Source organism: Gordonia sp. BP-119, from assembly GCF_016924115.1.
In the GTDB taxonomy this organism is placed as follows: Bacteria; Actinomycetota; Actinomycetes; order Mycobacteriales; family Mycobacteriaceae; genus Gordonia; species Gordonia hongkongensis.
This window is the reverse complement of sequence record NZ_JAFFZF010000020.1, coordinates 67,799-93,485: the sequence shown is the minus strand read 5'-3', so window position 1 is coordinate 93,485 and position 25,687 is coordinate 67,799. Positions and strand designations below refer to the sequence as shown.

Here is a 25,687-nt window from a genome sequence, read left to right as displayed (position 1 = left end):
GCCGCCTCCCCCGCCACCACCACCGCCGCCCGCGCCCTTCGACTTCGGCGACAGCGCAGCCGGGGCGATGCCGGGAGAACCGTGTTCGACGTTCAGCATCTTGCTGATCGGTTGCATCAGCGAGGTGGGCAGTTCGGTGGCCGTCGACATCGCCGGCGACACGACGTCGAGGATCGAACTGGCCAGCGTGAACGGCGATTGTCCCGCGCCCGCGGTGGGCGCACCGGTGACGGCGACCGGGGCACCGTTCACGGCCATCGCCGTCGTCGGGCCGAGTAGTTCGGCCCGGGTCACCGCGACCGCGGCGGTCGCCTGCGACAGTCCGACAGAGGCGAACCCGGCCGCTGCTGCGAAGCCCGCACCGACCGCCGGTGTCATCATCATGGGGACCGCCATGCTGGTGATCTTCGCGACCGTCGCCGCGATGATCCCCTGCACCACTGCCAATCCCTTGGCGACGATCGCCGCGGCCGTTTTGGTGTCGAGCGAGATCCCCGACCCCTGCGTGGCCAGAGCCGAGCTGTTCGCCCCCGCCTCGGCGGTCTTGGCGCCGGCGCTCACCGCGCCCTGCCCGGTCCACAGCTGGTCGGCGAGCTTGAGTGCGCTCTGCCCCATCGTCATCGACGTCTCGAGCACCTTGGTGAGGCTCTCGAAGATGACGGTCGGGTCGAATCCGCCACCCGAGAGATCACCGGTGCCGAAACCACCTAGCAGATCGGTCATCGGTTTGATGAACATGTCCAGGTTCGGTGGCTGCAGCGGTGGCAGTCCCGGCATCGGCGGCAACGGGGGCAGCACCGGCAGCGGAGGCAGACCCAGTCCGCCCAGGACGTCGGCGACCGTGCGGTCGAGGATCGGGCCGAGCGGGGTCGCCTCGATCATCTCCTGCACCGTCATGTGGTTCAGGGCAGGCACATCCGGGATGCCCGGTAGCGGTGGAACCGTCACAGCACCGAACGGATGGCTGCGGCACTGGCGGCATCGGTGCCCTCGAACTCGGCGAGACCCGCCGCAGTCGACGCCGCGGTGGCGGCATGGACGGCCGCGAGCTGCCCCACCGACATGAGGTGACTGGCCTGCGCAGCGATGAACGCGGCGAGGAACTCCTGCCCGATGAGCCCGAAGACGGGGACCATCGCCGCGGTGTTGGCCGCGGCGTCGATCGACCCGGCGGTGCCGACGGCGGTTGCCATCGCGGCGTTCGTGGCGGCGAAGCCCTCGAGCACCTCCGGCGTCACCTTGACGTTCGTCATTCTCGAACCCCCTCGTGGGTGTCAGTCTGATGGATCGGTGTCATGTCGGCCGGGTCCGTCATTCGGCCGGACGAGCGGTCAGCATGTCGCCGAACGACTCGTTGAACTCCTCGGTCACCGCGGCGATCCGGGCGTAGACCTTCTGTGCGGCCAGCGCGGCGGTCGTCACGACCTGGTCGGCCAGCCGGCTCGCGCCGAGTTCGTTGGCGCCGTACGCGAATTCGAGGTCGATGAGCGCGCCCTTGCCGTCCACCTCGGCGGTGACCAGCCCGTCGGACGACGTCTCCCGGACCGAGATCGCGCGTAGCTTCTCCTGAAACCCGTGCAGGCCGTCGAGCTGCCGTTGCGCGCGCGCCTCGAGTTCGTCCATCCCCCAGGTCATCGCTGCAACCACGACGCGGGCGCGTCGGCTTCCTCGTCGTCGCGCCATTCGGCTCGTGCGAGATCGTCCGGGCGGGGCAACTGCATCTCCTGCACGAGGTCCCGGTCGATGCCGGCGGCGAGCAGGTTCTCGCGGAGCCGGATACCGGCGGACATCGCCGCCTGCTGACAGAGTCGGAGGATGTCGCTGGCGAGCAGAGCCGGATCCTTGTCGAGTTCGGACGCCTCGATACGAACCGCCACCGGAAGACCTTGCGCGGTGGTCCGGACGCCGAGCCCGCCCGACCGTGACCGCGCGGTCACGAACTCGTGCAACACCGCCCACGGGTCGTCGGGATCACTGTCGATGAGATCCCGAGGATCGTCGGAGTAGGTCATGGAAAGCTGCACCCCCTTCACGCCGAATATGACGCAGCCGGGGTCCCTTCCGGTTCCATCGAATTTTCGTTCGACGGAACCAGACCTCCCACATACGGATCCGTGAAGAACCGCGCACCCCGCTGCGCACATGTGTTGAGTGCCTGCATAGTGCCATACTCGGTTCGGCCCCACCACACCAGAGATGCACTATGCCGAACGCGTGTCTTCGAGGCGGCCCTGTGGACGTCGTCCGGACCAGGTCGAGGACCTTGGGTAGACTGCCGCAGGACGCAGCCGGGGTCGATCGACAAAACGGGGTGGATCGCTGCACGCCTCGCCGAACTCGCCGCAACGCGATCGGCGCCCGGCCGCTTGACCAGAGGATTCCCCGATGACGTACGAGAACCCGACGAGACCGGACGGAACCGGGCCCGGCGCTCCTGATGCCGACGCCCCGGCGCCGCCGCCCTGGCTGCAGTTCGCCCCGCCGACCGCCGCTCCACAACAGCCGCCGGCAGCAGCGCCCGCGCCGCCCGCACCCCGGGGACCGTCCGCACGTCCGGACAGCGCATCACCGGCCCGCGAGACGATGCCCCCGCGGCCGGACTTCGAAAGCCGGTCGGCGCCACCGCCCGACCACGCCGGCGCCGCCGACCACCCCGGGGCCGCGCCCGCCGATCCGCATCCTCACGGCGGGCCCGTTCCGCCGGAGTCGCGTCCCGAGATCTCACCGACCGAGAACCCGGTCGCTGCCCCGTGGTCGCCGCAGGCCCCTCCCGTCCCGGGGCCGGACCACTTCGGACCCGACAACCTCGGACCCGGGCACGTCACCGGCCCGGCACCGTCATCCGGAATGCCGCCGCACCCCGCCTCGCCGCAGATCGTGCCGCCCGCCCCGCCGGCTCCCCAGTCCGCTCCCGCGTGGTCCGCCCAGCCGGGGATGCCACCGACTCCGGTCGCCGGCCATCACCCTCCGCCGTACGCGGGTCCGGCTCCGATGGGCCCCGGTCCCGCCCCCGCCTTTCCCGGGCAGCCGATGCAGCACGGATACGGGCCGCCGTCGGGAGGCCCCTCGCTCGACGAGGTGGCACTCATCCGGAAGGCTCGTCGGGCGCCGAGTCGCGGCTGGCGTCGTGCGGTGCACACGCTGTCTGCCGGTGCGATCAATCCCGGTGAGTCGCAGGGCGACATCGAATATCAGCAGCTGCTCGAACGGGTGAACCGGCCGGTCCGGGGCGACTATCGGATCGCCGTGCTGTCGCTGAAGGGCGGAGTCGGCAAGACGACGACCACCGTCGGCCTCGGCTCGACGTTCGCCTCCCTGCGGGGCGACCGCGTCATCGCCGTCGACGCCAATCCCGACCTCGGTACGCTCGCACAGCGCATTCCGCAGCAGACTCGGTCGACCGTCCGCGACCTGCTCGCCGATGAGAACGTCTACCGCTACTCAGACGTCCGGGCCCACACGTCGCAGGCGCCGAGTCGCCTCGAAGTCCTTGCCTCCGAACGAGACCCGGCGATGGCCGAGGCGTTCAACGAGGAGGAATACCGCGGCGTCATCACCGTGCTGCAGCGCTTCTACAACATCATCATCACCGACTGCGGCACCGGTCTGAGCCACTCGGCGATGAACGGGGTCCTCGACCTCGCGAACACGATCATCCTCGTCAGTTCCCCGGCTCTCGACGGCGCCCGCAGCGCCGGCGCGACCCTGGACTGGCTGGAGGCGCACGGTTTCGGACACCTCGTCTCGCGCGCCGTGGTCGTCCTGAGTTCGTCGCGACCCGGGTCGTCGACCATCGACACCGACCAGCTGGGTCAGCACTTCCTCACGCGTTGCCGCGCCGTGCACAAGATTCCGTTCGACGACCACCTCGCCGAAGGCGCGGACGTCGACCTCGAACTGATGTCGAAGCCGACGAAGCGGTCGTTCGTCGAACTCGCCGCGACCATCGCCGACGATTTCTCGGGTGGCCCCGGACAACGGGAGGAGCCGTTCCTCCGCTGACCGACCCCTGATCCCGGGCGGCGGACGGGACCTGGTGCGACGCGGGGCAGACCCTTCGTGACGCGCCCTCCGCAAGCTCCGGGCGGTCCTCAGTATCTACGGCCTCGCAGCCGTCGTGGACTTCGAGAGAACACTTGTGAGCGCCCAGATTTCATGCTCCCTGAGGTGCGAGCGAAGCGAGCCACGAAGGGTGTAGCAACGTGTCTCGCCAGCCCTTCGTGGCTCGTCGCTAGCGCTCCTCGCGCCTCAGGGAGCACAGGGAGGGCATCGCTTCACCCCATAGACCAGCGGTTTTGTTGTTCTTTCGGATCAGGGACCGGTGATTCGCCTCAGGGCGTCTCGGCGCGCCGATCGCGCCGCGCGATCCGCCAGCGCCGACCGAAGTGGATGAATGTCGGTATGACGATCGTGCACACGGAGGCGATGATGAAGATCTCGATGTTGTCGCGGATGACCGGGATGTTGCCGAGGAAGTAGCCGAGCAGGATGATCCCGGCCGCCCAGGTGAAACTGCCGAGCACGCTGAAGAGGGTGAACGTCCGATGTGGCATGCCGCTGAAGCCGGCGACCAGCGGGGTCAGGGTGCGGACGATCCCGATGAACCGGCCGAAGAACACGGTGAGCGGCCCGAAGCGGTCGAAGTAGTGGTTCGTCCTGGCCAGATACTCGGGTCCGATGGTGCGCATCAGTTTGCCCTCGACCACCCCGCGCCCCACACGGCGGCCGATGAAGTAGCCGCACTGGTCGCCGATGATCGCCGCCAGCGGCACAGCCAGGCACAACAGCCACAGCGGTGCGAAGGGATCGGGTTGCGCGGCGAACACGCCGGCGGTGAAGAGCACCGAGTCGCCGGGAAAGATGAACCCGACCAGGATGCCGGTCTCCACGAAGATCAGCACGCAGAGTCCGATGAGGCCACCGGTGGCCACGAAGGACTCGATGTCGAAGGGGTTCATCGAATCCAACACTAGTGGCGCAGCGACCCGCCGGGGCCCGGTGACCGTCGCGACGTGGCAAAGCGTCGGCAACCATTCAGATCCCGGCAACCCAGGTCCGGCCGGCACCCCGGCACCCGACGCGCACGACGACCGGTGATGCGGTTTACTCGACGACTAGCGGGACAACGCCCGTTGCCATCCACCGCTCCGTCGCGAGGACGCGACCGACACCGCCCGAGCGACACCGAGGGGAGAGACAGTGCCCACCAAGCACCGGGATCCGTCCCCGACCACGACGTCCGGTCCGACGCTGCGTCCGGTCTCCGACACCGACGTCCGCATCGAGTACCACACCATCCACGGCTACCGGCGCGCCTACCGGATCGCCGGCAGCGGTCCGGCGCTGCTGCTCATCCACGGCATCGGTGACAACTCGTCGACGTGGGACGAGGTCATCCCGATCCTCGCGCAGCACTACACCGTCATCGCACCCGACCTGCTCGGCCACGGGGAATCGGACAAGCCACGCGCCGACTACTCGGTGCCGGCCTTCGCCAACGGCATGCGCGACCTCCTCGTCGTCCTGGGGATCAGCAAGGTGACGGTCGTCGGCCACTCCCTGGGCGGCGGCGTCGCGATGCAGTTCTGCTATCAGTTCCCGCGCTTCGTCGAGCGCCTGGTGCTGGTCGCGGCCGGCGGGGTCACCCGCGACGTCAACCCCGCCCTGCGGTTGTTCTCGCTGCCCGTCGTCCCGCAGGTGCTGTCGGTACTCCGCGTCCCCGGCGTGATCCCTGGTCTCACGACGCTCGCGAAAGCGATCGTCGCCGCGCCGGTGCCGCCCCTGTTCCCGTCCTCGGCCACGCCCGAACATCTACTGGCCGACCACGAGGACCTCATGCGGGTCCTCGGTGGGCTCGCCGACCCCACCGCGTCGGCCGCCTTCCTCCGCACCCTGCGCGCCGTCGTCGACTGGCGCGGCCAGTCCGTCACGATGCTCGACCGCTGCTACCTCACCGAACGCCTGCCGGTCCTGCTCGTGTGGGGCGACCGGGACATCGTGATCCCCCATCACCACGGCGAACTGGCGCACTCGGCGATCCCACACTCGGAGTTCGAGACCTTCTCCGGCTCAGGACATTTCCCGTTCCACGACGACCCCGAACGGTTCTGCCGGATCGTCATCGACTTCATCGCGCGCCACGCGCCGGTGGAATTCGATCCGCTCAACTGGCGGCATCTGATGTCCGAGGGCGCCCATCCGGAGCAGTTCGTCGGCGACGACGAGACCGTCGACGAGGTGCTCGAGGCCTTCGGAGACGAGCGCAACGCCACCTGACCCGAAACACACTCGCGTATGCCACCATTGCGGGATGACGTACCCGGGGAATGGCAATGACGGCACCCGTCCGTTGCCGCATCAGCCGAACGCCTACGACTCCAGTCCCGGCTTCGTGCCCACTCCCGCCCAATTCCCGGGCCCCGGCATGGGTTACGCGCCGCCCGGGCCGTTCTTCGACGCGGGTGCCGCAGCATTACCCGAGCCGCCGCTCGTGGTCATCGGTGACATCACGTGCACACAGCACTACGTGATCACGCCGTCGGGCACGTTCCCGCTCGCGGGTTCGCAGTGGGAGGTCACCGACATGTCCGTGTCCTCCGAACAGATGTCGCAGACGGGCCTGGTGCTGGCGCTGGTCGGGTTCTTTCTGATCTGCTTTCTGAGTCTGCTGTTCTTGCTGATGAAAGAACGGCGCACAACGGGCTTCATCCAGGTACGGGTCCGGGGCGCGGGCGGCGCGATGCACGTCACCAACATCCCCGCCACGTCGCCCTGGACGATGAGCGATGTGTCCGGTCGCGTGTACTACGCACGCGAACTGGCCACCGTCGCCTGAGCCGCCCGCACGTTCGAGATGAGCACGCCGCTCCATCCAGTCACGAGGAGGACCACCCGATGACCACACCAGACAACCCGGGCGACAAGCCCCACGACCCGTTCGTCAAGCAGCCACCGGCCGACGCCTCGCCGTCGTACGGCACCGACCCCGGCCAGCAGCCGGGGGGTTCGGAGTTCGGCACCGCGGGGACCTCGCAGCCCGGCGTCGGCAATCCCCAGTACGGCGACCAGCAGTACGGGAGCCAGCAGTACGGGGCACCCCAGCAGTACGGCGACCAGCAGTACGGGGACCAGCAGTTCGGGGCACCCCAGCAGTACGGCGCACCCCAGCAGTACGGAGCCCCGCAGGGCGGGTATCCCGCGGCGCCCGGTTACGGCTACGGCGGCGCTCCCGACCCCACTGCTCCCTACGGCCGCGACCCGGCCACCGGCGAACCGCTGTCCGACAAGTCGAAGCTGGTTGCCGGCCTGCTGCAGATCTTCCTGGGCAGCCTGGGCGTCGGCCGCTTCTACATCGGCGACAACACCACCGGCGCGATTCAACTCGGCCTGACGATCCTCGGCTACATCACCGCGATCTTCCTGATCGGGTTCGTCATCATCTTCGGTGTCGCCATCTGGGCGCTGGTCGACGGCATCATGATGCTGACCGGCAGTGTTCGGGACAAGAACGGCCTCAAGCTGGGCAACTGACCGCTGCGCTCGAGGAGGCCCCGGGGATCGGTCCCCGGGGCCTCCTTGTGTCACAACAACTCCGGGGTCGCCGTCGAGACGGCGGGTGGTCACCCACCGCAGCAACCGGTCGACCCGCGCACGTCGCGGGTCACCGTGTTGCGTGCGGCGAGTTCGTCGTCGGCGGGATAGTCGACGCCGACCAGGCACAGACCCCGGGCCTCGGCGACGGGTACCTGGCTACTGCGTTCCCGCTCCTCGAGAAGCCCACGGCACCAGTCGATGTCGCGCCTGCCGTCGCCCACACTCGCGACCGCGCCGACCAGCGACCGCACCATCGACCAGCAGAACGCGTCCGCGCTCACCTCGCCGACGAGGACTCCTTCGGCGTCCCGAGTCCAAGAGAACCGCTGCAATTCCCGGATCGTGGTCGCACCCTCCCGCCGACGGCAGAACGCCGCGAAGTCGTTCAGGCCGAGCAACTCCGACGATGCCGCGTTCAACGCGTCGACGTCGAGCGGCCGACGCCATGTCGCGGTCGTCCGCGCGACCACCGGTTCGGCACCCCACCGTGCATCGGTCAACCGGTAGCGGTAATGCCGGCGCAGCGCCGAGAACCGAGCGTCGAACTCCTCCGGGACGACGCGCACGGCCGTCACCCGGACGTCATCGGGACACATCTTCGCGAGACGCCCGACGAGCGTCGCGGGGTCGCCGGCGATCGATCGGGTCTCCAGCACCGACCGCGGAACCGCGGCGTGTGCGACCTGCCCGGTCGCATGCACACCGGCGTCGGTGCGCCCCGCCACGGTCAGCCGCACCGGCACCCGTAGGACCGTCGACAACCTCGTCTCGAGTTCCTCGCACACGCTGCGCTGGCCGACCTGCCGTGCCCATCCGGCGAAGTCGGTGCCGTCGTACGAGATGTCGAAGCGGAGACGACAGAACCCGCCGGCACCGGAATCGGCGCCGACGGGTTCGGTCTGCGGTTCTCGACTCAGTCGACTACTTCTTCTCACCGTCGACGTCGGCTCCGGCTGCCTCGGCATCGGGAGCGGTCGCGGCGGTGGACTCGTCGTCGACGGCCTCGGCGACAGCTTCGGCGTTGGCGACCTCGGCATCGGTGGCGTCGGCCTCGACGGCCTCCACCACGTTCGCGTCAGCCGAATCGGTATCAGCGACAACCTCTTCGGTGGCGTCGAGCTTGTCCTCGGCGGCCTTCTTGGAGGCGGCGACGCGGGTCGCGCGGCTGGCCTCGCTCGACGCGGTGGACTCGCGCACCAGCTCGATCACGGCCATGGGGGCGTTGTCGCCCTTGCGCGGCAGCGTCTTGATGATGCGCGTGTAGCCACCGGGACGATCGGCGAAGAACGGGCCGATCTCGTCGAACAGCGTGTGCACGACGTCCTTGTCACGGATGTCCTTCAGCACCTCACGGCGGTTGGCCAGCTTGCCGGCCTTGGCGTGGGTGATGATCTTCTCCGCGTACGGACGCAGGCGCTTGGCCTTGGCTTCCGTGGTGGTGATGCGGCCGTGCTCGAAGAGCGAGGTGGCGAGATTCGCCAGCATCGCCTTCTGGTGGCTGGCCGACCCGCCGAGGCGGGCACCCTTGGTGGGCTTGGGCATTGTCTTCTCCTAGGAGGACCCCGCATCACTCGATGCGGAAGTCAGGGTTGGGCAGTGACAGCTACCGCCGCGTCGTAGCGACTACAGCTGCTCGGTCTCCGCGAAATCCTCACCGGAATCGGCGTCGAAGGACGCGTCTTCCGACCACGTGCCGGTGGCCGGGTCGTAACCCGCGACCTGCGACGGATCGAAGCTGGCCGGGCTGTCCTTGAGGGACAGGCCGAGCGCGTGCAGCTTGACCTTGACCTCGTCGATCGACTTCTGACCGAAGTTGCGGATGTCGAGCAGATCCGACTCGGTCCGTGCAACCAGCTCGCCGACGGTGTGCACACCCTCGCGCTTGAGGCAGTTGTAGGAACGAACGGTCAGCTCGAGATCCTCGATCGGCAGGCTGAACGACGCGATGTGGTCGGCCTCGGCCGGCGACGGCCCGATCTCGATGCCCTCGGCCTCGACGTTGAGCTCCCGGGCGAGGCCGAACAGCTCCACCAGGGTCTTGCCCGCCGATGCCAGCGCGTCACGCGCACTGATCGAGTTCTTGGTCTCCACATCGAGCACCAGTCGATCGAAGTCGGTGCGCTGTTCGACACGGGTGGCCTCGACCTTGTAGGTCACCTTGAGCACCGGCGAGTAGATCGAGTCGACCGGGATGCGGCCGATCTCGGCACCCGACGCCTTGTTCTGCACGGCCGGGACGTATCCGCGGCCCCGCTCGACGACGAGCTCGATCTCGAGCTTGCCCTTGTCGTTCAGGGTGGCGATGTGCAGATCGGGGTTGTGCACGGTGACACCGGCCGGGGGCACGATGTCGGCACCGGTGACGGTGCCCGGACCCTGCTTGCGCACGTACATGGTGACCGGCTCGTCCTCATCGGAGCTGACCACGAGGCCCTTGAGGTTCAGGATGATGTCGGTGACGTCTTCCTTGACCCCGGCCACGGTGGTGAACTCGTGGAGGACACCGTCGATCCGGATGCTGGTGATGGCAGCACCCGGGATCGAGCTGAGCAGGGTACGGCGCAGCGAGTTGCCGAGGGTGTAACCGAAGCCCGGCTCGAGCGGCTCGATGACGAACTTCGAGCGGTTCTCGGCGAGGACTTCCTCGGTGAGGGTGGGTCGCTGTGAGATGAGCATTCTGTGGATCTCTCCTTTGGCCGCCCGCTATATGACGGCCTCGAGGGTGTACCGAACAGCTGTTGCTGTCGGGCGGGTGTTGCTCGAAGGACTACTTGGAGTAGAACTCGACGATGAGCTGCTCGGTCAGCGGGACATCGATCTGGGCACGCTCGGGCACGCTGTGCACGAGAACACGCAGGGTCGACGGCACGACCTGGAGCCAACCCGGAACCGGACGATCGCCGACGAGCTCCTTGGCGATCTGGAACGGGACGGTCTGCAGCGACTTCGGGCGGACATCGATGATGTCGTACTGGCTGACGCGGTAGCTGGGCACGTCGACCTTCACACCGTTGACGGTGAAGTGGCCGTGGCTGACCAGCTGGCGGGCCTGGCGACGGGTACGCGCGATGCCGGAGCGGTAGATCACGTTGTCGAGACGGGTCTCGAGGATCTTCAGCAGTTCGTCACCGGTCTTGCCGGTGCGACGGTTCGCCTCTTCGTAGTAGCGGCGGAACTGCTTCTCCAGGACGCCGTAGGTGAAGCGCGCCTTCTGCTTCTCCTGCAGCTGGAGCAGGTACTCGCTCTCCTTGATCCGCGAGCGGCCGTGCTGGCCGGGCGGGTAGGGGCGACGCTCGAAGGCAGCGTCTCCACCGATCAGGTCGACGCGAAGACGACGAGACTTCTTGGTTGCGGGGCCGGTATAACGAGCCATGTTTCTCTGTTCCTCCCTTTCCCGCTAGACCCGACGCCGCTTGGGCGGACGGCAACCGTTGTGCGGCTGCGGGGTGACATCGGAAATGGTGCCGACCTCGAGGCCGGCTGCCTGCAGGGAGCGGATGGCGGTCTCGCGACCCGAACCCGGCCCCTTGACGAACACGTCGACCTTCTTGACGCCGTGCTCCTGGGCCTTGCGCGCAGCGTTCTCGGCCGCGAGCTGAGCCGCGAACGGGGTGCTCTTGCGCGAGCCCTTGAAACCGACGTGGCCCGACGATGCCCAGCTGATGATGTTGCCGCTGGGATCGCTGATCGACACGATGGTGTTGTTGAACGTCGACTTGATGTGTGCGTGGCCGTGCGGGACGTTCTTCTTATCGCGACGGCGGGTGCCCTTCTTCGGGCCTGCGCTACGTGACTTCGGAGGCATTACTTCTTCTTCCCGGCGATGGTCTTCTTCGGGCCCTTGCGAGTGCGGGCATTGGTCTTGGTGCGCTGTCCACGAACGGGCAGGCCACGACGGTGGCGCAGACCCTGGTAGCAGCCGATCTCGATCTTGCGACGGATGTCGGCCTGCACCTCGCGACGGAGGTCACCCTCGACCTTCACCGAGGCTTCGATGTACTCACGCAGCTTCGAGACGTCTGCGTCGGTGAGATCCTTCGCTCGGAGGTCAGGGCTCAGGCCCGTTCCCTCGAGGATCTCCTTGGAGGTGGTGCGCCCAACTCCGTAGATGTAGGTCAGTGCGATCTCCAGCCGCTTCTCGCGGGGGAGATCCACACCAGCAACACGTGCCATGTGGCGGATTTCCTTTTCGATTTTCAGAGGTCTGCTCCCAGTCCGTCCCGCGAGCTGGTGCCGAACCGTGTGTCCGGCCTCGTGGGCTCCGGCCTCTGATCCGGAGGTAGGCGGTGACGCGTCTGTCGCCGCTGGTGTTGGGAGGTCCTTGTGTATTGAGTTGTCGATCTTCAGTTGTTCTGACTCAAGCGACCCGGAGGGTGCGCGTGATCAGCCCTGACGCTGCTTGTGACGCAGGTTCTCGCAGATCACCATGACCCGACCGTTACGACGGATCACCTTGCACTTCTCGCAGATCGGCTTGACGCTCGGCTGAACCTTCACGTCAATCTCTCCTGCTCGGCTCGCCCGCGCGCACGCCGAAACGGCCGTACACGTGGGTGTCGGTCTCCTCCCGAACGGATGTCCGGGAAGTCTGTCCCCGGCGACGCCGGGAAAGTCCTACTTGTAGCGGTACACGATTCGCCCACGAGCCAGGTCGTAGGGCGAGAGTTCCACGACGACCCGGTCCTCGGGCAGGATGCGGATGTAGTGCTGCCGCATCTTGCCGCTGATGTGGGCGAGAACCTTGTGTCCGTTCTCCAGCTCAATACGAAACATCGCATTGGGCAGGGGTTCGATCACTCGACCCTCGACCTCGATGGCCCCGTCTTTCTTCGCCATGTCCTCCGCGATCCTGGCCTCCGACCACGACATCTGGGCGACGTCGCGGCCCATTGGCCGGGTTGAATCAGTGTTTGTCCGTTAGGGTGTGGGCACCGGTCCGCGAGGACCTGCACCCGGTGTGCACCGACCGGACCCACGTGCTGACACGCCGAGGCCCGGCGCGCGATGCGCACCGACGGTCCATGCTACGCGAACAGGCAGGCCAGGCCAAATGCGTGCGCGGCGTCGCAAGGAGGTCCAAGCGGATGGGGACGGTCGACGACTATCTCGACGGGCTCGACCCGGACGACCGCGCGGTCATCTCCCGGATCTATGACGTCGCCCGCGACACGGTCCCCGGCACCGCGCAGGGCAAGGGCTACGGGATGCCGGCCCTGACGTATCGCGGTAGCCCGCTCCTGTCGGTGATGCGCACCAAGAAGCACATCGGGCTGTACCCGTTCAGCCCCGACGCGGTCGACGCCGGGCGGCCGTTCCTCGCGGGTTTCGACGTCCAGAAGGGCACCTTACGTTTCCAGCCCGACGCCCCTCCGTCGGACGACGCGATCCGCGCCATGATGACGTTCCGTCGCGATCAGATCGATGGTTGAGGCGAGGGGTGCTGGCACACTGTCGCCATGCTTGCCTTCCTTGTCCGCACCGTACTGACCGCGGTGGCGTTGTGGGTCGCGACGCTGATCGTGCCGGGCATCGACTTCGTGGGCGGTTCGACGACCGCCGAGAAAGTCGGTATCGCCCTGGTGGTCGCCGTGATCTTCGGTGTTCTGAACGCGATCATCAAGCCGATCGTGCAGATCATCGCGATCCCCTTCTACATCCTCACGCTCGGTCTGATCCACATCGTCATCAACGCGTTGATGCTGGAGCTCACCGCATGGATCACCCGTAACACGACGCACTGGGGGCTCGAGGTCGACGATTTCTTCTGGTCGGCGATCTTCGGCGCGATCGTCGTGTCGGTCGTCGGCTGGCTGCTCGCGCTGCTGATGCGGGACCCGGTCGACCGATGACGAGAACACGCGGCGCCGACACACGGCGCCCCGCACTCCGCACGACGTCGGTCCTCGCGGCGCTCGCCGCCGTGGTCCTGGTGGTGGCCGGGTGCGGCAGCGACACCGGCGGGGAGCCACGGTCGGTGACCGTCGTCGGGTCGGGCCAGGTCAGCGGCACCCCGGACACCCTGCGCGCCGACATCGGCGTGGAGGCGACCGCGTCCGATGTGACGACCGCGCTGAACGAGACGAGCGCCAAGGTCACCGCGGTCACCGACGCGGTCGTCGCGGCCGGAGTGGAGCGCAAGGACGTCGCCACGCAGCAGGTGTCGGTGAACCCGCAGTATTCGAGTCCGGCACCCGGCGGTTCGAGCCAGATCAGCGGATACACCGCGACCAACACCATCCGCGTGACCATCCGCGACATCTCGACGGCGTCGACCGTGCTGAGCGCCGCCGCGACCGCCGGTGGGGACAACACGCGCATCAACAACGTCGCCTTCGCCATCGACGACGACTCGGAACTCCTCGAGAAGGCGCGCGAAGCCGCGTTCACCGACGCCCGGGGCCGCGCGCAGCAGTACGCCGGTCTCGCCGGCGACTCACTCGGCGACGTGCTGACCATCAAGGAGAGCACCAGCGGCCAGGAACAGCCGGTCTCGCCCGGTACCTTCGAACGCGACGTGGCGGCCGCGCCCGTACCGGTCGAGCCCGGCCAGCAGGAACTCACCTTCACCGTCACGGTCACGTTCGCGCTCGACTGAACACCCCGTCCGTGCACCGCACCCGGAGATCGGAGGACCGATGCGCGCCGTGCTCCAGCGCGTCAGCCGAGCGAGTGTGAGCGTCGACGGCGAGGTCGTCGGCGAGCTCGACATCCCGCCCGGCGGCGCGGGTCTCGTCGCGCTCGTCGGTGTCACGCACGACGACACCACCGACCACGCGGTCCGGCTCGCCGACAAGATCTGGCGCCTGCGGATCTTCGACGGCGGGGACGGTCCCGAACGCGCGGCCGCCGACCTCGACGCCCCGATCCTGGTGATCAGCCAGTTCACGCTCTATGCCAACACCGCGAAGGGCCGGCGCCCGTCGTGGAATGCCGCCGCGCCCGGGCCCGTCGCCGAACCGCTGGTCGACGCGGTGGTCGACGCGCTCCGGGCCGCCGGCGCCACCGTGGCCACCGGCCGTTTCGGGGCGCACATGGAAGTCGGTCTCGTCAACGACGGCCCGGTCACCCTGGTGCTCGACGTCTGAGACCGCAGCCACGAACAGTCGCAGGACTACCGTGGTGCCGGTGGGACGAATCACCGCACGCCGCCGCGTCACCCGTATCCGACGCGATGCGGAACCGACGCAGCGCGCGGACACCCTGGCCGTCGAGGAGCCGCTCGAGATCCGGGTCGGCGGGCGCACACTCGCGGTCACCATGCGCACTCCCGGCCACGACTTCGAACTGGTCGCCGGCTACCTGGTCTCCGAAGGTGTGGTGACCACCGGCGCGGATTACTCGACGGCCCGTTACTGCGCAGGCACCGACGCGCAGGGCGCCAACACCTACAACGTCATCGACGCGACGCTCGCCCCGCATGTGCCGCCACCCGGTTCCGAGATGGTCCGCGCCAACCCCGTCACGAGTGCATGCGGCATCTGCGGCAAGGACAGCATCGCCGCGGTCCACACCGCGTCGGTCCATGATCCCGCCGCCGACACCATGACCGTGGCCGCCGGGACGGTCCTGGACCTCCCCGACCGGTTGCGAGCCGAACAGAGCGTCTTCGACAAGACCGGTGGCCTGCACGCCGCCGCGCTGTTCGACGCGGATGGTCGCATGCTCGCCGTCCGGGAGGACGTCGGCCGGCACAACGCCGTGGACAAGGTGATCGGGTGGGCGGTTCTCGCCGACCGCCTGCCCCTGTCGGGCACCGTCCTCCAGGTCTCCGGCCGCGCGAGCTTCGAACTCGTCCAGAAGGCCGCGATGGCGGGAATCCCGATGCTGTGCGCGGTCTCCGCGCCGTCGTCACTGGCGGCCGACGCCGCCGACGACCTCGGCATCACGCTCGTCGGCTTCTCTCGCGGCGAGTCGATGGTGATCTACAGCCGTCCCGATCGCATCTCCCTGTCCGAAGCCGCGATCACCGAAGAGGTTTCGGTCCCGCGCTGAGGTCGTGACGACGCGGGTCGTCGAGGGCGACCCCGCTGATCGGATCGAACCAGTACGTCTCGTCGACCTCCGGGGTCAGCCCGATCACGTCACCGACCTCGATCGTCCGGCGATGATCGACACGGATGACGATGCGACTCCCGCGCAGCCGGACGTCCGCGCTGCAGTAGACGAACTGTTCGGCCCCCAGTTCCTCGACGAGATCGACCGTTGCGGTGAGGTTCCCGCACTGCGGTGCAGCCGACACCTGCCACGACCCGGCACGCAGACCGACGACGACGTCGCTCGCGGACGCCGACGACAGCACCGACGGCGGAACCCGGACCTCGGCGCCACCGAGGCGTACGATGCCCGCGTCCACCCGGGCGTCGATCAGACACATCTGCGGTGAGCCCATGAACGACGCCACGAACAGGTTCGCGGGCCGCGAGTAGATCTCGCGCGGACTCCCGACCTGTTGCAGCACACCGTGATCGAGCACGGCGACCCGGTGCCCCATGGTCATCGCCTCGACCTGGTCGTGGGTCACATAGAGCGTCGTGATGCCGAGTTCCCGCTGCATGGCCGCGATCTGGGCACGCGTGCTCACCCGCAACTTGGCGTCGAGGTTCGACAACGGCTCGTCCATGCAGAACACCTTGGGCCGTCGCACGATGGCACGACCCATCGCGACCCGCTGTCGCTGCCCACCGGACAGCTTCGCCGGTTTGCGGTCGAGAAGCGGTGTGAGTTCCAGCATCTCGGCGACCTCACCGACCCGGGACGCGGTGTCCGCCTTGCTCATCCCTGCGTTCCGCAGCGCGAATCCCATGTTGTCGGCGACCGTCATGTTCAGGTAGAGCGCGTAGTTCTGGAAGACCATCGCCACGTCCCTGGCCTTCGGCGCCCTTCCGACGACGTCGACGTCGTCGATCAGGATCGCCCCGACTCGACGGACTCCAGACCCGCGACCATCCGCAGACTCGTCGACTTCCCGCATCCCGACGGCCCGACGAGGACCATGAACTCGCCGTCGTCGACGGCCAGGTCGAGCGAGTCGACGGCGGGCTTCTGGCCGTCGGCGAAGCGCCGGGTCGCGCCGTCGAAGGTCACCGATGCCACGACCGGCCCCCTCGTCGCCGGCCCACGACCGGCCCCGCCACGTCGCCCGTCATGACGGGAGCTTCGGCGCGATCTGCGCCTCGTAGATCTGCGCGATCTGGCGCTGGGTGTCGGCGAGGGTCGCGGCGACATCGGCGTTCTGCAGGCCGATGCGCTCGTAACCGGTGCCGATGATCTTGTCGCCGCCGGGGACGAAGACCCGCGCGTTGTTCTGCGGTTGTGTCCGCGGAAGTTGCTCGATGGCGGTGGCGAAGTTCGGGTTCTTCTCCAGGAACGCGACCATCGACGGGTCGTCCTGCGCGGACTTGCGCACCGGCATGTAGCCGACATTCTGCGCGAAGTAGGCGGTGTTCTCGGTGTTGGTGATGAACTCGATGAACTTCAGCGCGTTGACCTTGCGCTCGTCGGACAGTTTGGCCGGGACCGCGAGACCGGCACCGCCCGTCGGGCAACCCGAGACCCCCTGCGGCGCGGGCAGGAAGGCAGTACCGAAGTCGAAGGCGGCGTTCTCCGTGATGCCCGACAGATCGCCGGTCGAGGCGATGGTCGAGGCGATGATGCCGGCGCTGAAGTCGCCGGCGATGTCGTTGGAGATCTTCGCGTACCGCTTCGTGTTGATCGAGTCGCTCAGATATTGCGCGGCCGCAACGGTCTTCGGATCGGTGAACTTCAGCTCCCAGTCGTTCGAGTAGGCGCCGCCGAATGTCCAGGTCGGCCCCTGGAAGGTCCATCCGAGGTAGTCGGTCGCGTTGCCCCAGCCGTGCGCGCGCTTGTCGCCGCCGACCACAATCTGGATCCGCGGGCCCCAGTCGTCGAACTCGTCCCAGGTCTGCGGGCCGCGGTCGGGCAGGCCGGCCCGGCGCCACACGTCTTTGTTGTAGTAGAACAGCGGAGTCGACCGCGCGTACGGCAACGCCCACGTCTGGTTGTTCCACTTGTAGTCGCCGACAAGCGAATCGACGTAGTCGGCGGTGTTCACGTTCGCACGGCCGAAGAGGTCGTCGAGGGGGCTGATCGCGCCGATGAGCGCGAAGTTGAACCACCAGACGTCGGACAGGATCATGATGTCGGGCACGGCGCCGCCGGACAGCGCGGCGTTGAACTTCTGGGCCGCCTCCTCGTAGTTCTTGCCGGCGTCGACCAACTGGACGGTGATACCCGGGTTGGCCGCCTCGAAGCGCGAGATGAGTTCTCGTTCGACCTCGACCGACTTGCCGGGGTGGTTCGACCAGAAGCTCAGCTTCGAGGCGTCGCCCGACGACGAACCGCCGTCACCCGGGGTTCCGGCGCATGCGGCCACCAGAGCACCGGCCGCGGCCGTCGCGGACGCGGCGAGGAACCCGCGCCGGGACATGTTCATCATCTGTCGTCTCCTTCGATCGTCTGTGTGTGAGTCGTTCTCGTGCATGGTGGTTCTCGTGCTGGGCGTTCTCGTGCCTGGTGTTCTGGCTTGTGGGGTGCCGGCCGGTCAGCCCTTGACGGCCCCGGAGGTCAGACCCTTGATCATGTGCCGTTGCAGGGCCAGGAAGAGGACGAGCATCGGCAGCATCGCGAGCACGGTTGCCGCCATGACCGGGCCCCAGTTGGTGAGACCGTCGCTGTTCTGCAGGAGGGTCAATCCCACGGGCAGCGTGGCGACCGAGGCGTCGTCGGCCATCAGGAACGGCCACAGGTACTCGTTCCACTCGTTGACGAGGGTGATCGTCGCGAAGGCGACCATCGTCGGGATCGACAGCGGCAGCACCACTCTGGTGAGCAGGCGGAAGTGACCCGCCCCGTCCATCCGCGCCGCCTCGATGATCTCGGGTGGGATGGACAGGAAGTGATTGCGCATCAGGAAGGTCCCGAATGCGACACCGGCGAGCGGCAGGATGATGCCGATGAAGGTGTTCCGCAGTCCCAGTTGGGCCACCAGGGCGTAGTTGGTGACGACGGTGATCTGGTTGGGCACCATGAGCGCGGCGATGATGACGACGAACACGATGTTCTTGCCCGGGAAGCGCAGGAACACCAGCCCGTACGCGCTCAGCACGCCCAGCAGGAATTTCGCCACGCCGAGGATCGAGGTCACGATGACCGAGTTGCGCAGGTAGTCCCAGAACGGTACCGACGTCGTGGCCTCGACGTAGTTCTCGGGACGCCACGTCGACGGCCACCACACGGCCGGTTGCACGTAGATCTCGGTGCGATCCTTGAACGACGCCAACAGGATCCACACCAGGGGCAGCGCAATGATCACCAGCACGACCGTCATCGCCGCGTACCCGCACGCATCCGCCAGTCGTCGGCGGGTGGCCGGCGTCATCGCCTCACCGCCGGGGCGCCGTCGCTTCTGCCCGGGACCCGCCGGCGGACGTCCGGACTCCTCTGTGTGGCCCGGCTCGGCAACCCGTCTGGACGCCGGACTCGTGGTGACGGGCCTCATCGCGCTCCCCTGTCCATCATGCGCACCTGGATCACCGTGATGGCCAGCAGGACGACGAACATGACGGTCGCGACGGTGGCGCCGTAGCCGGCACGGAAGTTGACGAAACTCTCTTCGTAGACCTGGTAGACCATCGTGGTGGTGCCATTGCCCAACGGGCCGCCCCGGGTCATCACGTTGATGATGTCGAACACCTGTAACGAGTTGAGCAGCACGGTGATCGACAGGAAGAAGGTCGTGGGCCGCAGTTGCGGCAACAGCACCTTGCGAAAGTAGGTCCACCAGCCGGCTCCGTCGATCGCGGCCGCTTCGTCCAGGTCGGTCCGTTTACCCTGCAGCGCAGCCAGATAGATGACGAACGCGTAACCGAGGTTCTTCCAGATGTAGGTCACCGTGATCATGAACAGTGCCCACGACGGCTGCTGGTAGAAGTCAGGCGCAGAGCCCAGTCCGAGGCGCACCATCACGTCGTTGACGAGGCCGAAACTGGGGTCGAAGACGAACTGGAAGGCGATGCCGACCGCCGCCCCGGACAGCACGAACGGAGCAAAAGCTGCCGACCGCACCAGATGTCGGCCGCGCAGTTTACGGTCGAGCAACAGTGCGAGCGCCAGGCCGATGACCATGCTGCCGACGACAGCGGCAACCGTGAAGATGACGGTGTTGGCGACGATCATCCGGGTATCGGCACGGGTGAACCATTCGACGTAGTTGTCGATCCCGACGAACGTCGCTCCCGCCTCGGCGATGTTCCAGTCGTAGAACGACATCCGGATGTTCTCGACGAGCGGTCGATACGTGAACACGCCGAGGAGGACGAGGTTCGGCACGACGAGCAGGAGGAACAGCCCATAGCTTCGCCAGGGACGCCGCCCCGTTGCGGGCAGCACATGTTCGTCGACCGATGACACTGGCGAAGTTTCGCCGTAGGAGACGACCGGATGGTGAACTCAGGCGGCGATTCCCGTGAACGATGCCTTCACAGCCGGGGCGGGCGGGTCAGTCCCCTCGTGACGCCGCCAGCCGGATCAGCTGGCCGGTCGTGGCATCCGGCAGGTACGCCCTGGACACAGCCACACCGATACGCGGCAGGTCGGATTCGTCGCGGAAGGCCAGATACACCGGCTCGTAGCGGGGATTGAACTTCTTCTTGAAGGTGTGCAGTGAGCGGAATCCGTAGTAGGGCTCGAGCGCGGCACCCAGCGTGTCGAGCAGTTTGTCGAGCGGCTCGGCGTCGAAGTCGCCCGTTCGCGCCAGCGGTGCGCCAGACAGCGAGATGAACTGCGCTCCCTCGTCTTTGAAGGCGACTGCCGACGACGCGATGAGATACTCGACGACCGGCCCGAACCCGTCCGTTCGGCGTCGCATGATGTCGAGCGTCCATCCCGCGACGTCGCCACCCGGCGCGTACACCGGTAGCCACGAGAGCACGCCGTGCACGTTGCCCGTCGGATCCACCGCGAGTGCCACCCGGACCGCGGGGTCCATCGCCTCCTCGACACTGCCCAGGGTGAACCCCATCTCGGGAAGGCCCTTGTCCCCCACCCACTCCTCCGAGATCGCGCGCACCTGGGTCTTGACGGCGAACGACTCGTCGGCCAGCGAGACCATCCGCATCGAGATGTCCTGCTTGGTGGCCTTGTTCATCGCCGATCGCACGTGCTGCCAGGGCTTGCCCTTGAACTCCAGACCCGGCAGGTCGACGATCGTGTCCTCGGCGATCTGCACACTGAGCCATCCGCGTCCGGTGACGATCTCCGAGGTCGCCGAGCCGATCGAGAACCAGCACGGAGTCGCGCCGGCGCTCTCCGCGAGGTCGACGAAGGCGTCGACGGCGTCGGCCAACCGCTCGGGTGCGCACACCGGGTCGGCCAGGGCCACCATGGTCCCGACGTGCTTTCGGTAGGTCACGACGGACTGGTCGTCGAGATCGCCCGCAGCGCCGGTGAACTGGTAGCTGTTGCCCGGCCAGGTCGTCATCCACGACATCGTGCCGCCGCCGTGCACCCGCAGCAGTTCCTTGACGCGGCCGACCGGATCGTCGTCCGAACCGGACGCACCGACCTGACGCACGCGCCACGGCACCGCGAACGCGAACCGGCCGGGGATCAGGATGGCCAGGACCAGCACCCAGAGCAACGTGGTTCCGAGCGTCACGGCGCCCTCCGACGACACGTCGGTGAAGACCACCAGGATCACCGCCAGGAGGGTCGCGATGACGTTGAGCGCACCGAGGACGACGGCTACCCACCACGCCCACCGCTTACCCCGCCGGAGTTGATCGGCGATGAGCACGTTGACGGCGAGGCCGATGAGCATCGTGACCACCGAGTCGTCCCCGGCGTCGGTCGGCCCGAGCGGTCCGCTGCCCGGGAACAGGAACACCAGGAGGTTCGCGCCCGCGATGACCAGCAGGGCAGCGCAACCCAGCATGCGGACCTCACGCCGGGTACGCGGCACCCAACCGTGTTCGTTGGTGGCGAAGAACTTCTCCCCCACGATCAGCATGATGATCGCGGCGAGGACGTACTCGACCGAGGCGAGGGTCCCCTCGAACAGGAACGCGACCGAGACGATGGCGCCCAACAGGACCCGCACACGTAACCGCCAGGGCGATCGCACGGTCGCCGAGGCCACCGCGACCGCCGAGACCACCAACGCCCCCACCCCGGTGGCGCGCGACTCCGCGAGTTGCTCCGCCCACCGCCACGACGTGACCTCGGAGGAGAGCAACCACAGCAGCAACACCGTCAGCAGGGATGCGATCAGGTGGCCGCCCACACCGACCAGAACGGCCCTCACGGTGCCCAACTGCCATTCGGCCCAACCCATTCCGACGACGACCGCGACCAGCGCCAGCAGGTACAGCCAGGGCCCGGGTTCGACGAACGCGGAGCTGACCGGCGTCCACCACTTGCCCTCCCGAAGGGCGGGAAGCCCGAAGGCCACCTCGTGATACCACGACTTGTCGTTCGCCCTACCCCACAGCGATCCGGTCGTCGCGCCGACGATCAGCAGGGCCGCCGCGAGGGCGACGGTGAACGGAAGCCGCCGCACGACGGTGAGCCAGGAGACGTCGGAATGCATGGTCAACGGTACGACGACACGACCCGCCGCACACGGTCATCTGGTTGATCGGTCACGCGCCAGCGTTGGAACCCACCATTCGTCGTCACGACGCCACAAACGGGCACATCGTCGATGCGGATAGCACCGCGTTCGCTGACGGACACCGTCCAGACTCGGGCACGCGTCGTCTGCACCGTCCCCCGCGGCATACGGCGTCGACCACCACTCGTCACTGAACGCGCGGTGAGGATTGCGCTCGAAGTCCCGTCGCGAGCGCGCGTCGCCGGCTTCGACGTGGGCCCGCCACTCAGACCACCGCACGCGCTCGCTCCGGTACGGCAGGGCGGACTCCGGGAGCGCCTCGCTTCCGAACGGGTAGCGCTGGAATGCGAGATCGACCGGGTCGTCCCACCATGCACAGACCGGATGGCGGAGCAACACCCCCGCTACCGGCTCGAGGAGCGCAACGATTTCAGGTGCGGCATAGCGGATGTCCTCCTCGTCGGGAGGCTGCCAGTACCGAGCGAAGTCCACCGCGTACCCGAGTGCACCCAGGAGCTCCGATTCATCCGCCGCCACGAGACCTTCAACGTCGACGCTCCGAATCGCGGCCTGAACGTCTGCAGATGTCCGAGGTCGCCGATACTGATCGACCCGTTCCCCGTGGCGTAACGGAATGACATGTTCGCGCAGAGGGATCGTCCGCGTCGCGTAGCGAGGATCTCTAGGGTGCGGGCCATCTCGCCGCCGGTATCGGTGCCGGATGCCGCACGCCATCGGATTGGTGCTCGCGGCCTACCAAACCGCTGAGATGATGCACTCCGCGCTGTGGCGCGAACCGCCTTACCATCTCCCACCGACAACCGTTCGCCACCCAAGAGATGACGAAACTCGTTGCACACCAACCGAATAGCCGGTAGAGTGGAAATCACATCCGATTCACCACGGGGGGTGAGGTCGTGTTCGATTCCCAACGAGACGTCGGCACCGACGCGCCGACCCCTCGTGCGGTCGAATTGGTTGCCGATCTGCATCGCACCCTGGACAAGTTGCAGACCGTGGATCTGTCGCCGTGTGCCGATGCCGAACTCGCCGAGGTGGCCGCGGAAACCGAACGCGCCATCGCGCGTCTGACCGTGGCCGGTGACCGGCAGATCGATCAGGTCGAGGCTCGCGACCTGCCCCGACAAGCCGGGTGCCGAACACTCATGCAGTACATGACACACCGGCTACGAGTCTCGAACCCGATGCGGCGCCGTAAGCAGATGGACGCCACCGCCACCCGCACCAGCCTCGGCGGCGAGGTCCTACCACCCGAACACCCCTGCCTCGCCGAGGCGTTCGCCGTGGGAGCTGTCGGCTCCGCCCACGTACAAGCCACCCTCGACGTCCTCGACCGCATCCCCGGCACCATCGACCACGACATCAAGGTCGCCGCCGAACGTCAGATGGCCGAGATCGCCGAAGCCCACACCCCCGCCGAGATCACCCAGCTCGGTGCCCGCCTGCTCGCCCATCTCGACCCCGACGGCACACTGACCGACGACACCGACCAGAAACGACGCCGCGGCCTGTGGATCGGACGCCAACGAGCCGACGGGACAGCCAAAGTATCGGGCACCCTGACCCCCGCACTCGCCGCCCGGTTGTCGATGATGTTCGCGGTCTGGGGCAAACCCGGACTCAACAACCCCGACGACCCCGCCTCACCAAGCGGACCGGCCGGCACCGCCGACCCCGACGCCCTGGCCGCCGCAGCCGACCGCGACGGTCGCACTCTCGCCCAAACGAATCACGACGCCCTCGACGCCGCACTGGCCGCAGGTTTCGCCGACGGCGCACTCGGCACCTCGCACCGCGGCCTGCCCGTGCAACTGATCATCAAAGCCGACCTCGGCGACCTCGTCCGCGAAGCCGGACTCGCGACCACCGCCACCGGCACCCTGCTGCCCATCCGGGACTTGATCGCGATGGCCGGTGACGTCCAGCCGTGGTTGGCGATCTTCAAAGACGCCACCACCGTCCCGCTGCACTTCGGGCGGGGCAGACGTCTGGCCACCCGCGAACAACGCCTCGTCTCCTTCGCCCGCCCCGACGGTGAAGTGTGCTCGGCACCCGGGTGTGATCAGCCCGCCACCCACATCGAGCTTCATCACGCCGAACGAGACTGGGCCAAGGGCGGTCTCACCGACATCGACGACCTCGCACCCGCCTGCCCGCGCCACAACCGCATGGTCGGCGACCAACCCGGCCAATACACCACCCGAATCGCCCGATCCGGACCCGACGAAGGCCGCTGCCTCTGGCGACTCAACGCCGAACCCGGCGCCCCACCCAACCCCGAACACCTCAACCGCCGACCCGACATACCCAAGCGGTTGCAGGCCCACCTCGAACAAGTGCGGCGAGAGATCCACGGACGCAACACGTCCGGCGATCAGACACGCCCCCAGCAACAACCCGTATGGCCGATCGTCGACTACTGGCCAGCGGCCCTCCCGCCACTGCGCCCGGGCCAGACCTATACGCCGGTCGAGGCGTGTCTCGCCGAACTCCTGGTACGAAACTGACCGCGCAACAACAGGACAGCATCCAAGAACTTCAAGCCCTACAGTGCGGGATTCGTATCGGTTCCCGTTACGAATCCCGCACTGGCGTGGAGTCAGACCGGGCGCGGGGTGAGGATACGGGGTCCGTCGGCGGTCACCGCGACGGTGTGTTCCCAATGGGCGGAACGCGAACCGTCGTCGGTGACGACTGTCCAGTCGTCGTCGAGGACGGTGGTGTCCGTGGTGCCCAGCGTCAGCATCGGCTCGATGGCCAGGGTGGAGCCGATCACGAGCGTCGGCCCCTTGCCGGGTTCACCCTCGTTCGCCAGGAACGGTTCCATGTGCATCTCGCGGCCGATGCCGTGGCCGCCGTAACCGTCGACGATGCCGAAGGGCCGGCCGAACTTCTTCTCCGCGGCGCGCGTGCCGAGTTCGATGGCGTGGGAGATGTCGGTGAGGCGAGCGCCGTCGACCATGGCCGCGATCCCCGCCTCCATCGACAGCCGCGTCGCCTCGGAGAGTTCCTCGTCGGCGGTGGACAGTTCCCCGACCCCGAAGGTCCAGGCCGAGTCCCCGTGCCAGCCGTCGAGGATGGCGCCGCAATCGATCGACACCAGATCGCCGTCGGCGAGAACGACGTCCGCGGACGGGATGCCGTGGACGACGACGTCGTTCACCGAGCTGCAGATGGATCCGGGAAAGCCGTGGTAGCCCTTGAACGAGGGCACCGCCCCGGCCCCCCGGATCACGGATTCGGCGACCTCGTCGAGATCGAGGGTGCTGACCCCCGGCTTCGCCGCATCGCGCACCGCGACGAGCGCGGCCCCGACGACCGCGCCCGCCGCGGCCATGGCATCGAGCTCGCCCGCACTGCGGAAGGGGACGACGCGCTTGCGCTTACGAAAACCCATGCCCTACAGCGATTCCTCGGTTGTCAAAGACTGTGCGGTCAGAACGC

The 25,687-nt window shown here is 67.6% G+C and carries 28 protein-coding genes and 1 pseudogene; 10 read left to right on the top strand and 19 right to left on the bottom strand.

Features of this window, described 5'->3' with window-relative positions; translation table 11 throughout:
• The 4 genes from JW364_RS13325 to JW364_RS13310 form a co-directional block, all read right to left on the bottom strand.
• A partial coding sequence (locus JW364_RS13325) for a hypothetical protein (protein WP_240199060.1) occupies positions 1-897 on the bottom strand: 897 nt, incomplete at its 3' end.
• Positions 898-944: 47 nt separating this feature from the next.
• Positions 945-1,253 carry a type VII secretion target gene (locus JW364_RS13320; RefSeq protein WP_058251955.1) on the bottom strand — a complete coding sequence of 103 codons (309 nt, stop codon included), beginning with the start codon at positions 1,251-1,253 and terminating at the stop codon, positions 945-947.
• A 58-nt stretch (positions 1,254-1,311) separates the two neighbouring features.
• Positions 1,312-1,623 (bottom strand): YbaB/EbfC family nucleoid-associated protein, encoded by a 312-nt coding sequence (locus JW364_RS13315; RefSeq protein WP_205333246.1) that lies wholly within the window; start codon positions 1,621-1,623, stop codon positions 1,312-1,314.
• 8 nt (positions 1,624-1,631) lie between these two features.
• The gene (locus JW364_RS13310) at positions 1,632-2,012 is read right to left on the bottom strand and encodes a hypothetical protein (protein ID WP_205333219.1); all 381 of its coding nucleotides are present in this window, start codon (positions 2,010-2,012) and stop codon (positions 1,632-1,634) included.
• Positions 2,013-2,385: 373 nt separating this feature from the next.
• On the opposite strand from JW364_RS13310, the gene JW364_RS13305 reads away from it, so the two are divergent.
• Positions 2,386-4,002 carry a MinD/ParA family protein gene (locus tag JW364_RS13305; RefSeq protein WP_068971012.1) on the top strand — a complete coding sequence of 539 codons (1,617 nt, stop codon included), beginning with the start codon at positions 2,386-2,388 and terminating at the stop codon, positions 4,000-4,002.
• Positions 4,003-4,331: 329 nt separating this feature from the next.
• On the opposite strand, the gene JW364_RS13300 is transcribed toward JW364_RS13305, so the two are convergent.
• Entirely contained in the window at positions 4,332-4,958 is a 627-nt protein-coding gene (locus JW364_RS13300; protein WP_058251958.1) for a DedA family protein, read from the bottom strand.
• A gap of 241 nt (positions 4,959-5,199) precedes the next feature.
• Here JW364_RS13300 and JW364_RS13295 point away from each other — a divergent pair, with 241 nt between their 5' ends.
• Genes JW364_RS13295 through JW364_RS13285 form a run of 3 tightly spaced genes read left to right on the top strand, consistent with a single transcriptional unit; the run spans position 5,200 to position 7,530 of the window.
• Positions 5,200-6,276: an alpha/beta fold hydrolase gene (locus JW364_RS13295; protein WP_065631833.1), complete on the top strand. Its 1,077-nt coding sequence runs from the start codon at positions 5,200-5,202 to the stop codon at positions 6,274-6,276.
• A 34-nt stretch (positions 6,277-6,310) separates the two neighbouring features.
• Complete coding sequence (locus tag JW364_RS13290) at positions 6,311-6,835, top strand: hypothetical protein (protein WP_205333220.1); 525 nt, start codon at positions 6,311-6,313, stop codon at positions 6,833-6,835.
• A gap of 59 nt (positions 6,836-6,894) precedes the next feature.
• Positions 6,895-7,530 carry a TM2 domain-containing protein gene (locus JW364_RS13285; protein WP_205333221.1) on the top strand — a complete coding sequence of 212 codons (636 nt, stop codon included), beginning with the start codon at positions 6,895-6,897 and terminating at the stop codon, positions 7,528-7,530.
• An 89-nt stretch (positions 7,531-7,619) separates the two neighbouring features.
• Here JW364_RS13285 and truA read toward each other — a convergent pair whose 3' ends face one another.
• From truA to infA, 8 genes are all read right to left on the bottom strand, one after another.
• On the bottom strand, positions 7,620-8,558 hold the full coding sequence (truA, locus tag JW364_RS13280; protein ID WP_083207441.1) for a tRNA pseudouridine(38-40) synthase TruA: 939 nt from the start codon (positions 8,556-8,558) through the stop codon (positions 7,620-7,622).
• Positions 8,515-9,135, bottom strand: coding sequence for a 50S ribosomal protein L17 (gene rplQ / locus JW364_RS13275; RefSeq protein ID WP_065631830.1), 621 nt, complete (start codon positions 9,133-9,135; stop codon positions 8,515-8,517). Before rplQ ends, truA begins: the two co-directional genes overlap by 44 nt.
• An 81-nt stretch (positions 9,136-9,216) precedes the next feature.
• Positions 9,217-10,269 (bottom strand): DNA-directed RNA polymerase subunit alpha, encoded by a 1,053-nt coding sequence (locus JW364_RS13270; RefSeq protein WP_058251963.1) that lies wholly within the window; start codon positions 10,267-10,269, stop codon positions 9,217-9,219.
• 91 nt (positions 10,270-10,360) lie between these two features.
• Positions 10,361-10,966 carry a 30S ribosomal protein S4 gene (gene rpsD, locus JW364_RS13265; protein ID WP_058251964.1) on the bottom strand — a complete coding sequence of 202 codons (606 nt, stop codon included), beginning with the start codon at positions 10,964-10,966 and terminating at the stop codon, positions 10,361-10,363.
• A 24-nt stretch (positions 10,967-10,990) separates the two neighbouring features.
• A complete protein-coding gene (gene rpsK / locus JW364_RS13260; RefSeq protein ID WP_004023536.1) occupies positions 10,991-11,398 on the bottom strand; it encodes a 30S ribosomal protein S11 in 408 nt (135 codons plus the stop codon).
• Positions 11,398-11,766, bottom strand: a complete 369-nt coding sequence (gene rpsM, locus JW364_RS13255) for a 30S ribosomal protein S13 (RefSeq protein ID WP_004023537.1) — start codon at positions 11,764-11,766, stop codon at positions 11,398-11,400. The genes rpsK and rpsM overlap by 1 nt, the downstream gene beginning before the upstream one ends.
• A gap of 210 nt (positions 11,767-11,976) precedes the next feature.
• Positions 11,977-12,090, bottom strand: a complete 114-nt coding sequence (gene rpmJ, locus JW364_RS13250) for a 50S ribosomal protein L36 (RefSeq protein WP_005207978.1) — start codon at positions 12,088-12,090, stop codon at positions 11,977-11,979.
• A gap of 117 nt (positions 12,091-12,207) precedes the next feature.
• Positions 12,208-12,429 carry a translation initiation factor IF-1 gene (infA, locus tag JW364_RS13245; protein WP_004023539.1) on the bottom strand — a complete coding sequence of 74 codons (222 nt, stop codon included), beginning with the start codon at positions 12,427-12,429 and terminating at the stop codon, positions 12,208-12,210.
• A 185-nt stretch (positions 12,430-12,614) separates the two neighbouring features.
• Here infA and JW364_RS13240 point away from each other — a divergent pair, with 185 nt between their 5' ends.
• Genes JW364_RS13240 through fdhD form a run of 5 tightly spaced genes read left to right on the top strand, consistent with a single transcriptional unit; the run spans position 12,615 to position 15,585 of the window.
• Complete coding sequence (locus JW364_RS13240) at positions 12,615-13,022, top strand: iron chaperone (RefSeq protein ID WP_223258815.1); 408 nt, start codon at positions 12,615-12,617, stop codon at positions 13,020-13,022.
• Between the two features lie 27 nt (positions 13,023-13,049).
• On the top strand, positions 13,050-13,442 hold the full coding sequence (locus tag JW364_RS13235; RefSeq protein ID WP_058251965.1) for a phage holin family protein: 393 nt from the start codon (positions 13,050-13,052) through the stop codon (positions 13,440-13,442).
• Positions 13,439-14,188, top strand: a complete 750-nt coding sequence (locus JW364_RS13230) for an SIMPL domain-containing protein (protein ID WP_068969964.1) — start codon at positions 13,439-13,441, stop codon at positions 14,186-14,188. The genes JW364_RS13235 and JW364_RS13230 overlap by 4 nt, the downstream gene beginning before the upstream one ends.
• 40 nt (positions 14,189-14,228) lie before the next feature.
• Complete coding sequence (gene dtd / locus JW364_RS13225) at positions 14,229-14,678, top strand: D-aminoacyl-tRNA deacylase (protein ID WP_065631828.1); 450 nt, start codon at positions 14,229-14,231, stop codon at positions 14,676-14,678.
• A 40-nt stretch (positions 14,679-14,718) separates the two neighbouring features.
• Positions 14,719-15,585: a formate dehydrogenase accessory sulfurtransferase FdhD gene (gene fdhD, locus JW364_RS13220; RefSeq protein ID WP_068969977.1), complete on the top strand. Its 867-nt coding sequence runs from the start codon at positions 14,719-14,721 to the stop codon at positions 15,583-15,585.
• Here fdhD and JW364_RS13215 read toward each other — a convergent pair.
• From JW364_RS13215 to JW364_RS13195, 5 genes and pseudogenes are all read right to left on the bottom strand, one after another.
• A pseudogene (locus JW364_RS13215) lies at positions 15,557-16,686 on the bottom strand (ABC transporter ATP-binding protein). The gene fdhD and the pseudogene JW364_RS13215 sit on opposite strands and share 29 nt — an antisense overlap.
• Positions 16,687-16,735: 49 nt before the next feature.
• Positions 16,736-18,049, bottom strand: coding sequence for an ABC transporter substrate-binding protein (locus JW364_RS13210; RefSeq protein ID WP_068969966.1), 1,314 nt, complete (start codon positions 18,047-18,049; stop codon positions 16,736-16,738).
• A gap of 105 nt (positions 18,050-18,154) precedes the next feature.
• Entirely contained in the window at positions 18,155-18,991 is an 837-nt protein-coding gene (locus tag JW364_RS13205) for a carbohydrate ABC transporter permease (protein ID WP_137809586.1), read from the bottom strand.
• Positions 18,992-19,107: 116 nt separating this feature from the next.
• On the bottom strand, positions 19,108-20,022 hold the full coding sequence (locus JW364_RS13200) for a carbohydrate ABC transporter permease (protein WP_205333222.1): 915 nt from the start codon (positions 20,020-20,022) through the stop codon (positions 19,108-19,110).
• 88 nt (positions 20,023-20,110) lie between these two features.
• Positions 20,111-22,198, bottom strand: coding sequence for a bifunctional lysylphosphatidylglycerol flippase/synthetase MprF (locus tag JW364_RS13195; protein ID WP_205333247.1), 2,088 nt, complete (start codon positions 22,196-22,198; stop codon positions 20,111-20,113).
• Positions 22,199-23,139: 941 nt separating this feature from the next.
• On the opposite strand from JW364_RS13195, the gene JW364_RS13190 reads away from it, so the two are divergent.
• Positions 23,140-24,750 (top strand): HNH endonuclease signature motif containing protein, encoded by a 1,611-nt coding sequence (locus tag JW364_RS13190; RefSeq protein WP_165629737.1) that lies wholly within the window; start codon positions 23,140-23,142, stop codon positions 24,748-24,750.
• Between the two features lie 92 nt (positions 24,751-24,842).
• On the opposite strand, the gene map is transcribed toward JW364_RS13190, so the two are convergent.
• On the bottom strand, positions 24,843-25,640 hold the full coding sequence (gene map / locus JW364_RS13185; protein WP_058251973.1) for a type I methionyl aminopeptidase: 798 nt from the start codon (positions 25,638-25,640) through the stop codon (positions 24,843-24,845).
• Between the last annotated feature and the right edge of the window lie 47 nt (positions 25,641-25,687).

What these genes read in the sequence shown, in the direction of transcription:
- rpsM (WP_004023537.1), bottom strand. Translation starts at nt 11,766, where the DNA reads ATGGCACGTGTTGCTGGTGTGGATCTCCCCCGCGAGAAGCGGCTGGAG.
- JW364_RS13235 (WP_058251965.1), top strand. Translation starts at nt 13,050, where the DNA reads ATGCTTGCCTTCCTTGTCCGCACCGTACTGACCGCGGTGGCGTTGTGG.
- JW364_RS13300 (WP_058251958.1), bottom strand. Translation starts at nt 4,958, where the DNA reads ATGAACCCCTTCGACATCGAGTCCTTCGTGGCCACCGGTGGCCTCATC.
- JW364_RS13195 (WP_205333247.1), bottom strand. Translation starts at nt 22,198, where the DNA reads ATGCATTCCGACGTCTCCTGGCTCACCGTCGTGCGGCGGCTTCCGTTC.
- dtd (WP_065631828.1), top strand. Translation starts at nt 14,229, where the DNA reads ATGCGCGCCGTGCTCCAGCGCGTCAGCCGAGCGAGTGTGAGCGTCGAC.
- rplQ (WP_065631830.1), bottom strand. Translation starts at nt 9,135, where the DNA reads ATGCCCAAGCCCACCAAGGGTGCCCGCCTCGGCGGGTCGGCCAGCCAC.
- JW364_RS13315 (WP_205333246.1), bottom strand. Translation starts at nt 1,623, where the DNA reads ATGGACGAACTCGAGGCGCGCGCGCAACGGCAGCTCGACGGCCTGCAC.
- JW364_RS13205 (WP_137809586.1), bottom strand. Translation starts at nt 18,991, where the DNA reads ATGACGCCGGCCACCCGCCGACGACTGGCGGATGCGTGCGGGTACGCG.
- JW364_RS13240 (WP_223258815.1), top strand. Translation starts at nt 12,615, where the DNA reads ATGCTACGCGAACAGGCAGGCCAGGCCAAATGCGTGCGCGGCGTCGCA.
- JW364_RS13210 (WP_068969966.1), bottom strand. Translation starts at nt 18,049, where the DNA reads ATGATGAACATGTCCCGGCGCGGGTTCCTCGCCGCGTCCGCGACGGCC.
- JW364_RS13310 (WP_205333219.1), bottom strand. Translation starts at nt 2,012, where the DNA reads ATGACCTACTCCGACGATCCTCGGGATCTCATCGACAGTGATCCCGAC.
- JW364_RS13270 (WP_058251963.1), bottom strand. Translation starts at nt 10,269, where the DNA reads ATGCTCATCTCACAGCGACCCACCCTCACCGAGGAAGTCCTCGCCGAG.
- JW364_RS13230 (WP_068969964.1), top strand. Translation starts at nt 13,439, where the DNA reads ATGACGAGAACACGCGGCGCCGACACACGGCGCCCCGCACTCCGCACG.
- rpsD (WP_058251964.1), bottom strand. Translation starts at nt 10,966, where the DNA reads ATGGCTCGTTATACCGGCCCCGCAACCAAGAAGTCTCGTCGTCTTCGC.
- truA (WP_083207441.1), bottom strand. Translation starts at nt 8,558, where the DNA reads ATGCCGAGGCAGCCGGAGCCGACGTCGACGGTGAGAAGAAGTAGTCGA.
- JW364_RS13305 (WP_068971012.1), top strand. Translation starts at nt 2,386, where the DNA reads ATGACGTACGAGAACCCGACGAGACCGGACGGAACCGGGCCCGGCGCT.
- JW364_RS13285 (WP_205333221.1), top strand. Translation starts at nt 6,895, where the DNA reads ATGACCACACCAGACAACCCGGGCGACAAGCCCCACGACCCGTTCGTC.
- JW364_RS13320 (WP_058251955.1), bottom strand. Translation starts at nt 1,253, where the DNA reads ATGACGAACGTCAAGGTGACGCCGGAGGTGCTCGAGGGCTTCGCCGCC.
- JW364_RS13290 (WP_205333220.1), top strand. Translation starts at nt 6,311, where the DNA reads ATGACGTACCCGGGGAATGGCAATGACGGCACCCGTCCGTTGCCGCAT.
- rpsK (WP_004023536.1), bottom strand. Translation starts at nt 11,398, where the DNA reads ATGCCTCCGAAGTCACGTAGCGCAGGCCCGAAGAAGGGCACCCGCCGT.
- map (WP_058251973.1), bottom strand. Translation starts at nt 25,640, where the DNA reads ATGGGTTTTCGTAAGCGCAAGCGCGTCGTCCCCTTCCGCAGTGCGGGC.
- infA (WP_004023539.1), bottom strand. Translation starts at nt 12,429, where the DNA reads ATGGCGAAGAAAGACGGGGCCATCGAGGTCGAGGGTCGAGTGATCGAA.